Raw genomic sequence first — 10349 nt, 5'->3', positions numbered from 1 at the left:
TTCGGCGTCCACGCCAATGTGCCCTTCCATGCTGAAATACCACTGGTTTCCTTTCTTGCTCTGGTGCATCTCCGGGTCGCGTTCGCCCGACACCGACGCATTCTGTCGAGCCCGGTGCGCTGATCAGTGTCGCGTCTACCACCGTGCCGCGCGCAGCATCAATCCCTTGTCGCGAAGGATGTCGTTGACCAGCGCAAGAATCTGAGCGGGTGCTTCTCTCGCAGATGACGGAACCCCAGGAGTGCTCTCATCGGGGCAGCCTCACCGTCCAGTTATCCAACCCGGCGAACTCCCGATACAGCGGAACGTCGTGCAGCGCTTCTTCCATCGCCGGGTCCGACAGGCCGAACCATTGCTGAAGGAAGTGGATGCGCAGCATCGCCTCGACCGCGAACGGGGGACGGCCGCGCTTGCCTTCTCGGGCGTACGGAGCGATCAGCATCACCAGATCAGCCCACGGCACCACCCGGTTCATCTCGTCCAGGAATTCGCGCTTGCGGTTGCGCTTGGTCGACAAGTTCAGCAAGGTCAGTTTGTTTCATGCGCCACATGCTCGCTGGCTCGACGATTCATTGCAAGCACATCCGCTGGCTAATTGTGCAGAGAATCCCTAGGGATACTCTGCACAAACGCGAATCGAGTGTGCTTGGCCGTTTAACAGGAAGCTGAATGCGCCACGACGCCAACCTATCAGCTCGGAGCGAAGCTATCTCGCACGCGCGAAGCAGCATTCGCGGGCTGCGCGCGAGGCATCGGCGTGAGCCAGAAACGCGCTCATGCCCCGGCAGCCAGCAGTTTGCCGCGCGCCATCCACAAGTTGGACAGTGCGAACAAGGTCATGAGTTGCGCGGTGTTCTTCCTCAGCCCTCGATAGCGGACCTTGGTGTAGCCGAACTGCCGCTTGATGACCCGGAACGGATGCTCGACCTTGGCCCGGATGCCCGCCTTGATTCGCTCGACCTGATCGACGAGCGCGCCAAGTGGTTTGCTTTGGTCCAGGACGCGACGTTTGCCTGGCTTCATCGCTACGTGCCAGTTCACGCCCGCCCGCGCGTCCGGACGCTTCTCCACGCCCTGATAGCCCGCATCGCCGAACGCGTCGGTTTCCTCTCCATGCAGCAGGCTGTTGCCCTCAACCACGTCGTTGACCTTGCCCGCCGTGCCCCGCACCGTGTGCACCAGCCCGCTTTCGGCGTCCACGCCAATGTGCGCTTTCATGCCGAAATACCACTGGTTTCCTTTCTTGCTCTGGTGCATCTCTGGGTCGCGTTCGCCCGACCCATTCTTGGTCGAACTCGGTGCGCTGATCAGTGTCGCGTCCACCACCGTGCCCGCGCGCAGCATCAATCCCTTGTCGCGAAGGATGTCGTTGACCAGCGCGAGGATCTGAGCGGCCAGCTTGTGCTTCTCCAGCAGGTGACGGAACCGCAGGATGGTGCTCTCGTCGGGCAGCCTCACCGTCCAGTTGTCCAGCCCGGCGAACTCCCGATACAGCGGCACGTCGTGCAGCGCTTCTTCCATCGCCGGGTCCGACAGGCCGAACCATTGCTGAAGGAAGTGGATGCGCAGCATTGCCTCGACCGCGAACGGGGGACGGCCGCGCTTGCCTTCCGGGCGTACGGAGCGATCAGCATCACCAGATCGGCCCATGGCACCACACGGTTCATCTCGTCCAGGAATTCGCGCTTGCGGGTGCGCTTGGTCGACAAGTTCAGTCCAAGGTCAGTTTGTTTCATGCGCCACATGCTCGCTGGCTCGACGATTCATTGCAAGCACATCCGCCGGCTAATTGTGCAGAGCATCCCTAGCGATGAGTTTTTCCCCGCAAGGCTGGGAGCGCTGTTTTTCACAATCCGGAAGCCGGACGTCACTGCCTCGGCTTTTTCCGCGTTTTGGCGCCCATTCCGGCCTCATTAGCGCGATTACTGCAACTGCGGACGGATTTGTCCCAGCGAGCGCATGCGCACGAGGTGGTAGGCGGCCATGCTCAGCACAAACATCTGATCGACTTTCTTCAGACCGCGCACCATCACCTGACGCATGCGCCCCACGGTCTTGACCCACCCGAAGCCCTGTTCGATCAGCTTGCGCTTTTGTTGCGAGACGGCATAACCGGCGCTGGAAGCAATGGCATCAGGAACGGCCGAGCGACGACCCGATGTGTTCTGCGCCACGTGGGGCGTCACCTTCATTTCCAGGCAGGCCTCAATGAACTCGTGCGCGTCATAGCCCTTGTCCGCGCCCACGGTGACTTCCACATTCAGGTCTTCAATCACCTGCCTGGCATCGTTAAGCATGACCTTTGCGGCCTCCCGCTCGGCGTGTCCGTCCGCCTTGGTCACCATGGCGCTAACCACCAGGCCATGGCGGTTGTCGCTCAGGGTATGACCCATGTAGCGCAGCTCACTGGATGTCTTGCCCTTGCGGTAGAGCTTGGCATCGGGATCGGTCTTGGATTCGTGTGTCTCGTTGCTGCGCTTGCGACCTTTGAAGCTGCCGCCGGCGTCATCGTCTTGGTCGTCGCCATCCTTGCGCACGAAGCTCTTGTGGCCTGCCCACGCCTGTATCAGCGTGCCGTCCACGCTGAAGTGCTCACCCGACAGCCAGTTCTTCTTCTGCGCGATGGCCAGCACCTCGTTGAAAAACTGGATCACCGCATCATGCTTGATCAGTCGCTCGCGGTTCTTGGTGAAGACCGTGGGCACCCAAACTGAGTCGTCCATCGACAGCCCGATGAACCAGCGAAACAGCAGGTTGTATTGCGTCTGCTCCATGAGCTGGCGCTCAGAGCGAATGCTGTAGAGCACCTGCAGCAGCATGGCCCGCAGCAACTTCTCCGGCGCGATACTGGGGCGGCCACCCTTGATATCGGCCTCGTACATCTGCGCGAACAGCCGGTCCATCTTCACCAGCGCCTGGTTGGCCATAGTCCGGATCGAGCGCAGCGGATGGGACTGCGGCACGAAATCCTCCAGCCTCCGCATAGTGAACAAGCTTCCCGTGAAGGTATCTGCGCCGCGCATGAATGTGGGATTGGATGGGATCCTCAAAGCAACGCTTCAGCCAGTCGTCGCGCTGACGTCCGCTGGAGGTATTTCAGCGGCCTGCTAGGGCCTTCTTCTTGAGGACCGGATCTTGTGCAACGGAGGCAGCTGTCCGCATCGCACGACGTCGAACCGGTCAACCAATTATCCTAACAGCCGGTTTTCACGGTTGGCATGACATCTTCCAACGGTACCCGTGGTCTGACGATTCTACAGCCAAAGACCATTACATCCAGGACTTTCAGTATGACTTAGATATCTTGCAGCAGATGTTGAGTTGGAACAGAGGCAAAGTCGCCGGAATTGTAGTCACGCCAGAGCCATCGGTCTTTCCTCCGGAGTTACTCCACCAAAGCGCTAGAATGGCTATGCTGCATGGAGCGCTTTTGATCGTTGACGAGGTGCTTTGCGGACTTCGTTACGCCGACGGTGGTTACTGCCAAGCACACCGGGTCCCGGCCGACCTGATTACCTTGTCCGAAGGACTCGCACAGGGAATTGGCCTTTCTGCGGTTATTGGTACGGCCGATGCCATGTCCGGGGCGGATGGTGTTTATCTTGGCAACACCTACTTACGTGAAAATCGAGCCTTCGTAGCTGCTAATCTAACGCAGCAAATTTTCGAAGAAGATGGCATTGTAGCTCGCTTGGCGGATAGCGGCGCAGTGCTCAAGAGGTTGTTCCACGAGTCGTTCGCTAGCTTCGGAATACCCGCGCGTGTCTTAGGAAGCGACGCCATGTTCGATATTGTCATGCCTTCGCAAAGACATGGAAGTGCATTTGTCCGACGGTGCCTTCAATACGGTATATACACAGGCTACCCGGCAACTTACATGAGCAATATTTCCATGGGCAACACATTCTTCAGCACTTTACAAGAGGCGCTGAAGGGTGCGCTCGCGGACTACTGCAAAGACGAAGATATGACCGCGCGGGTTACAGATAGATCCATGATCGAATACTGTTGGCGAGCGTTTCGCGCGACAGCGAACACTTGCCTCTCCAACAAGACTTATTGGGCACAATTATGAAAGGCCGGTACCGAGATGCCCACAGCCAAGGATTACCGCTCGAACCCGCCCCCAAACGCACAATCGCCGAATAACTCGCATCGCTACAGTTGCAGAGATGTCCTATTACTTTCGCAAATTGCCGTAGCAGCATGGCTGCGGCTTTCACCGATATTACGTGATAGGCTAAATTGAAGGCCTATTTGCTGACCGGTTCGGTCCGAGTCGCACCAGCACTAATATTATTCCGCGCAAGACTCATTTGCCATTAAATTCAAAGACTCCGCCTGAGTTTAGTCAACGACAAACTTGGGATCTGCTTAGGAGTACCAAGTGAATTGTACGTGCAACGTCCCTCAATTCCTGCGCCGTCTTATATCCGCTCACCCGAAACGCGTAATCTGTGGGAACCTCATACATTTTGCGCGTATCTGCAAATCTAGACTCGTCAGCAGTTATCGTGTTCATGAACACGGTGTAGACTGGGTACTTTGCCGCCCCCAGAAAGGCTCTCCGCGTTTCCGTTGTGGGACAAACAAAATCCACAATGCAATGGTCGTTCGCACCGTAGTTTAGCGTCAGATTGGCGATTTCCGCCATACGACGAGCGTGCTCGATTCGGTGCACAAAACTAAACGTCAAGTCACGATTTATATTATCCCGAACAAAATCCGCATTAACCCAGCTGGCTGTCGGAATTAAATCCAAAAGCATTCTAGCAAGTGTAGTCTTGCCAGATCCCGGAAGGCCTTGAATCATGACGATAGCACGCCCTCTTTGTTTCATATTCCACTTGCTCATGATTGATGGCCGTGTCAACGAATGCAGCAATAAATTCAAGCGTTTTTCAATGAATTCTTAAACCACGGTTGGATCGATCTACGTTCCCATTTTGCCAACTTCGCATTCGGGCCTCAACACAGTTTACCGAAACTTTGCTAGGGATGCTCTGCACAATTAGCCGGCGGATGTGCTTGCAATGAATCGTCGAGCCAGCGAGCATGTGGCGCATGAAACAAACTGACCTTGGACTGAACTTGTCGACCAAGCGCACCCGCAAGCGCGAATTCCTGGACGAGATGAACCGTGTGGTGCCATGGGCCGATCTGGTGATGCTGATCGCTCCGTACGCCCCGGAAGGCAAGCGCGGCCGTCCCCCGTTCGCGGTCGAGGCAATGCTGCGCATCCACTTCCTTCAGCAATGGTTCGGCCTGTCGGACCCGGCGATGGAAGAAGCGCTGCACGACGTGCCGCTGTATCGGAGTTCGCCGGGCTGGACAACTGGACGGTGAGGCTGCCCGACGAGAGCACCATCCTGCGGTTCCGTCACCTGCTGGAGAAGCACAAGCTGGCCGCTCAGATCCTCGCGCTGGTCAACGACATCCTTCGCGACAAGGGATTGATGCTGCGCGCGGGCACGGTGGTGGACGCGACACTGATCAGCGCACCGAGTTCGACCAAGAATGGGTCGGGCGAACGCGACCCAGAGATGCACCAGAGCAAGAAAGGAAACCAGTGGTATTTCGGCATGAAAGCGCACATTGGCGTGGACGCCGAAAGCGGGCTGGTGCACACGGTGCGGGGCACGGCGGGCAAGGTCAACGACGTGGTTGAGGGCAACAGCCTGCTGCATGGCGAGGAAACCGACGCGTTCGGCGATGCGGGCTATCAGGGCGTGGAGAAGCGTCCGGACGCGCGGGCGGGCGTGAACTGGCACGTAGCGATGAAGCCAGGCAAACGTCGCGTCCTGGACCAAAGCAAACCACTTGGCGCGCTCGTCGATCAGGTCGAGCGAATCAAGGCGGGCATCCGGGCCAAGGTCGAGCATCCGTTCCGGGTCATCAAGCGGCAGTTCGGCTACACCAAGGTCCGCTATCGAGGGCTGAGGAAGAACACCGCGCAACTCATGACCTTGTTCGCACTGTCCAACTTGTGGATGGCGCGCGGCAAACTGCTGGCTGCCGGGGCATGAGCGCGTTTCTGGCTCACGCCGATGCCTCGCGCGCAGCCCGCGAATGCTGCTTCGCGCGTGCGAGATAGCTTCGCTCCGAGCTGATAGGTTGGCGTCGTGGCGCATTCAGCTTCCTGTTAAACGGCCAAGCACACTCGATTCGCGTTTGTGCAGAGTATCCCTAGGTAAAGTAACAAAGCCCATCGACACGAAGCCCGCCAAGTCACCTCCCTAGCAGGCTGCTGAAGTACTCATCGCGCTAGCGATGAGTTTTTCCCCGCAAGGCGGGGAGCGCTGTTTTTCACAATCCGGAAGCCGGACGTCACTGCCTCGGCTTTTTCCGCGTTTTGGCGCCCATTCCGGCCTCATTAGCGCGATTACTGCAACTGCGGACGGATTTGTCCCAGCGAGCGCATGCGCACGAGGTGGTAGGCGGCCATGCTCAGCACAAACATCTGATCGACTTTCTTCAGACCGCGCACCATCACCTGACGCATGCGCCCCACGGTCTTGACCCACCCGAAGCCCTGTTCGATCAGCTTGCGCTTTTGTTGCGAGACGGCATAACCGGCGCTGGAAGCAATGGCATCAGCAACGGCCGAGCGACGACCCGATGTGTTCTGCGCCACGTGGGGCGTCACCTTCATTTCCAGGCAGGCCTCAATGAACTCGTGCGCGTCATAGCCCTTGTCCGCGCCCACGGTGACTTCCACATTCAGGTCTTCAATCACCTGCCTGGCATCGTTAAGCATGACCTTTGCGGCCTCCCGCTCGGCGTGTCCGTCCGCCTTGGTCACCATGGCGCTAACCACCAGGCCATGGCGGTTGTCGCTCAGGGTATGACCCATGTAGCGCAGCTCACTGGATGTCTTGCCCTTGCGGTAGAGCTTGGCATCGGGATCGGTCTTGGATTCGTGTGTCTCGTTGCTGCGCTTGCGACCTTTGAAGTTGCCGCCGGCGTCATCGTCTTGGTCGTCGCCATCCTTGCGCACGAAGCTCTTGTGGCCTGCCCACGCCTGTATCAGCGTGCCGTCCACGCTGAAGTGCTCACCCGACAGCCAGTTCTTCTTCTGCGCGATGGCCAGCACCTCGTTGAAAAACTGGATCACCGCATCATGCTTGATCAGTCGCTCGCGGTTCTTGGTGAAGACCGTGGGCACCCAAACTGAGTCGTCCATCGACAGCCCGATGAACCAGCGAAACAGCAGGCTGTATTGCGTCTGCTCCATGAGCTGGCGCTCAGAGCGAATGCTGTAGAGCACCTGCAGCAGCATGGCCCGCAGCAACTTCTCCGGCGCGATACTGGGGCGGCCACCCTTGATATCGGCCTCGTACATCTGCGCGAACAGCCGGTCCATCTTCACCAGCGCCTGGTTGGCCATAGTCCGGATCGAGCGCAGCGGATGGGACTGCGGCACGAAATCCTCCAGCCTCCGCATAGTGAACAAGCTTTCCGTGAAGGTATCTGCGCCGCGCATGAATGTGGGATTGGATGGGATCCTCAAAGCAACGCTTCAGCCAATCGTCGCGCTGACGTCCGCTGGAGGTATTTCAGCGGCCTGTTAGTTCCCAAGCTAAACGCTCCATGCCGGCCTGGAACCGTGTCCGGTCGGAGATATCCTCAACTACCCGTTCTCGCACACTGAGGCCGAAAATTCGAGGTCTTGCATTTCGGCTTTGAGTTTTAAAGATATCGAACTTCAACGCGCTGAATCAATGCAAGCAATGCGATCGCGAGAACGATCCTGTCGCACATGGTCCCGACCAAGGCGTTCTTCTTCGCGGTCAATCTGTCAGGTGGCGTAACGGTATTCAAGGCCGGCATCGGCGTGTGCGGCCTGGGCGGGCTCGTCTCCAAACTTGAACGCCCATGCGCTCGACCAACACCGATGGCTAGTACGATGTGGCGCTGGCGGCCTTCAGCGACATCTGGATCCGGTCCAGCCAATCTACATTGGGTCTGTCGATACTGTCAGGATCGCCGCCACCTTTTCGACAATCCTCATCGAACAGCGGCCCTGCGTCATAACCCGTTTGCCGTTATGGCGGGATTTTCTGAGATTCCGGCGTAGACCAGAACTGCGGAGGTGTGAGAGTCATTTGGGATTCGAATGAGTCCCATCCAAACAATCGATTGCCAAACTTCGAGAAATGTCGACCTATCCGTGATAGATTCCAACGGTGGCAGATCTCTGTGTGAATACGCCATGGAATGTAACGTCAAGATTGCTTGGTTTTTGTGCGCGCGATCCGAGCGAAAATGGCTTGAGCGACATATCGCGTTTCCATTGGCCTAAAATCTCCACCAGAAAGCATACAGCCTCGTTGACGGAGTAGACAATTGCACCTTTTTGATGTAAATCAGATGGCCGGGTTTTTCGTAAACTCGTTCAAGTTCGTAGCGATATTCGCTACCGTCTGTGTCGCGCTCGAGCTGATGTTTCCGGCTTATCGATACAGTTTTGCGTCATATGTTCGCGGAGTACGAAATTGGATCATTCGCCTTGGGTTCGCTGCAGTTGTCTGGCACGTCTACGCTGTGGCTCTTGAATGGTTAGGGGTCAAGCCGCTCCTGACGGTGAATTTCGGGACGTTGTTTCACTCTGACAACGCAATTATTAGCGCGGGCTTCGGCGTTCTTTCAGGCGTTCTAGTCGCAATTGCCGCTGATTTCTTCCGCTACTGGATGCACCGTGCACAGCATGCTATTCCATTCCTGTGGCGCATGCACGCCACCCATCATTCTATCCGCGAACTGACGGCTTGGAATTGTGCTCATCACTTATCTGAGCCGCTTATTTATGCTTTTTTCGTCGCAATGCCGCTCGCTCTGATCCGCTTCGAATCTGGCGTCGTGCCAACTGTTGCCCTGACGCTGATTGCCTTTCAGGTCCACTTGTCTCACTCGAGCACGCGAATTCATCTTGGGCTGCTACGATACATCGTCGGGGATGGCAAGTTCCATCGTATTCACCATTCAATAGAAGCGCGTCACAGGGGCCGAAACTTCGGGACATTTACGACGCTCTGGGACACGATTTTCCGTACGGCGTACTGGCCGACAAAGGACGAGTGGCCGGAAGTTGGCCTCGCAAGCCAGTCTGAACCGATCACGGTGCGCGATTACCTTATGTTTCCTTTTGACCAAAGCCGCTGGCGCAAAGCGACGGTCGGAAGTGGCGTACGGAATTAAGGTTATCGATTAAGTGCGGTGCACACCTCATGACGGCTTGTCGCACTTGTGTTGCTGCCAATTGAATCGCGGAGTTGCCGGTCACGCGGTGGCTGGGCCGCTCAAATGCGACCGAGCTTGGTATTGATGTGCAGCAGGTCACCCGGAGCGGCCTGTTCAAAGCGCATGACGGGCTCGCGTGGCTGAAGACCCGCGAGCCTGGACAGGCTAGCGCGCGCGAGCACCGGCTACAGTGGGTTCGGAAACACCAACATTGCGGGCGATTTGCCGCTGGAGCATACGCCGTTGGCTCAACTCCACGATCAACAGGGCCTTGGACGGGTCCTCCACGGCGAGCGGCCCGGCCGGGACGAAGCGTCGGCACGCTACCGGCCAGACAACGGCCCAGCCACTTGAGCCGTCGGTGCTGTAACGCAATGGCTAAGCGGTTGCTTCGGGACACTCAGACCATGTTCGGTGATGTCTTGGATCTCGGGTCGGCGGGCGAAGGTTGGCATTCTTATGGGTTTTCATCCGGCTGAGCTCTTGGAAGTCTGGGTGTTTGGCGACTTCCGGTTTTCCAGACTCAGTTCAGATGAGCCACGATACAACGCATTACAGCTTCACATCCAGTGCGGGGTGAGCTTCAACACCGAGTGGGTGCGGAACTGGTGTGACTGGTTTGGCGCGCAGTTTCCCCGTCGGGCGAACGCCGGACGCGTCGCACCGGGCTCCGCTTGGCACCTCGATGAACGTATGTCAGGGAGGAACTCAGATCCGCTCTTCCCGCAGAACTCGGCCCTGGTGAAAGGCTTCAGAAGAATTCTGCACCGACACGGTCGCAAGCTACAACTCCATTTATAAAGACGCCATGTTCAGGGGTTGGATGTCTTGCCCATGCTAGACGAAAGATCCACTATCTCTCCTGGCACGCAGGAACGACGCTGACATCCGCGAGAAGCGCCCTACGAGCGAAAGCGTGTCCGACAGGAACGGGCGTAAGCCTTCGAGGTCTGGCTACGCTCGGCGCTGAGCAAGGTATCGTCCAAAAGCGATACCACGAAGCCGATGGGCTGCGCATTAAGTCAGTCGACAACGGACGTAGCAGCGAACGCGGCGCCGCCGTCTATTCGGCGGTGGCTCTAGCCAACCTGAATGATCTCGATTCGGAG

Annotated in this window: 7 protein-coding genes and 2 pseudogenes; 3 read left to right on the top strand and 6 right to left on the bottom strand. The window is 57.6% G+C overall.

The genetic code is table 11. The annotated features are described in order from the left end of the window. From CBM2586_RS31150 to CBM2586_RS31140, 3 genes and pseudogenes are all read right to left on the bottom strand, one after another. Nucleotides 1–542: pseudogene (locus CBM2586_RS31150) on the bottom strand (IS5 family transposase); the annotation flags it as partial. A gap of 232 nt (nt 543–774) precedes the next feature. Beyond that, a protein-coding gene (locus CBM2586_RS31145) for an IS5 family transposase (RefSeq protein ID WP_115691580.1) occupies nt 775–1736 on the bottom strand; the annotation gives its coding sequence in 2 pieces (ribosomal slippage) (nt 775–1616 and nt 1616–1736; 963 coding nt in all). Nucleotides 1737–1922: 186 nt separating this feature from the next. Then, complete coding sequence (locus tag CBM2586_RS31140; protein WP_012354651.1) at nt 1923–3023, bottom strand: IS5 family transposase; 1101 nt, start codon at nt 3021–3023, stop codon at nt 1923–1925. 98 nt (nt 3024–3121) lie between these two features. On the opposite strand from CBM2586_RS31140, the gene CBM2586_RS31135 reads away from it, so the two are divergent. After that, nucleotides 3122–4075 (top strand): aminotransferase class III-fold pyridoxal phosphate-dependent enzyme, encoded by a 954-nt coding sequence (locus CBM2586_RS31135; protein ID WP_240074695.1) that lies wholly within the window; start codon nt 3122–3124, stop codon nt 4073–4075. Nucleotides 4076–4351: 276 nt separating this feature from the next. On the opposite strand, the gene CBM2586_RS31130 is transcribed toward CBM2586_RS31135, so the two are convergent. Continuing rightward, nucleotides 4352–4768, bottom strand: coding sequence for an adenylyl-sulfate kinase (locus CBM2586_RS31130; protein WP_240991496.1), 417 nt, complete (start codon nt 4766–4768; stop codon nt 4352–4354). Between the two features lie 296 nt (nt 4769–5064). On the opposite strand from CBM2586_RS31130, the gene CBM2586_RS31125 reads away from it, so the two are divergent. Further along, a protein-coding gene (locus CBM2586_RS31125; RefSeq protein ID WP_431194961.1) for an IS5 family transposase occupies nt 5065–6026 on the top strand; the annotation gives its coding sequence in 2 pieces (ribosomal slippage) (nt 5065–5314 and nt 5314–6026; 963 coding nt in all). A 356-nt stretch (nt 6027–6382) separates the two neighbouring features. On the opposite strand, the gene CBM2586_RS31120 is transcribed toward CBM2586_RS31125, so the two are convergent. Beyond that, nucleotides 6383–7483 (bottom strand): IS5 family transposase, encoded by a 1101-nt coding sequence (locus CBM2586_RS31120; RefSeq protein ID WP_012354747.1) that lies wholly within the window; start codon nt 7481–7483, stop codon nt 6383–6385. An 887-nt stretch (nt 7484–8370) separates the two neighbouring features. On the opposite strand from CBM2586_RS31120, the gene CBM2586_RS31115 reads away from it, so the two are divergent. Continuing rightward, nucleotides 8371–9198: a sterol desaturase family protein gene (locus CBM2586_RS31115; RefSeq protein ID WP_012354745.1), complete on the top strand. Its 828-nt coding sequence runs from the start codon at nt 8371–8373 to the stop codon at nt 9196–9198. A 73-nt stretch (nt 9199–9271) separates the two neighbouring features. Here the strand turns inward: CBM2586_RS31115 and CBM2586_RS31110 are convergent. Further along, a pseudogene (locus CBM2586_RS31110) lies at nt 9272–9695 on the bottom strand (IS481 family transposase); the annotation flags it as partial. Nucleotides 9696–10349 lie beyond the last annotated feature (654 nt).

The sequence above is a fragment of the Cupriavidus taiwanensis genome, from assembly GCF_900250115.1.
In the GTDB taxonomy this organism is placed as follows: Bacteria; Pseudomonadota; Gammaproteobacteria; order Burkholderiales; family Burkholderiaceae; genus Cupriavidus; species Cupriavidus taiwanensis_B.
Note: the sequence above shows the minus strand (reverse complement) of the source record. Positions and strands in the feature narration are given on the sequence as shown.

Excerpts from the sequence above, each read along its gene's own strand:
- CBM2586_RS31140 (WP_012354651.1), bottom strand. The coding sequence starts at position 3,023 with ATGCGCGGCGCAGATACCTTCACGGGAAGCTTGTTCACTATGCGGAGG.
- CBM2586_RS31130 (WP_240991496.1), bottom strand. The coding sequence starts at position 4,768 with ATGCTTTTGGATTTAATTCCGACAGCCAGCTGGGTTAATGCGGATTTT.
- CBM2586_RS31120 (WP_012354747.1), bottom strand. The coding sequence starts at position 7,483 with ATGCGCGGCGCAGATACCTTCACGGAAAGCTTGTTCACTATGCGGAGG.
- CBM2586_RS31115 (WP_012354745.1), top strand. The coding sequence starts at position 8,371 with ATGGCCGGGTTTTTCGTAAACTCGTTCAAGTTCGTAGCGATATTCGCT.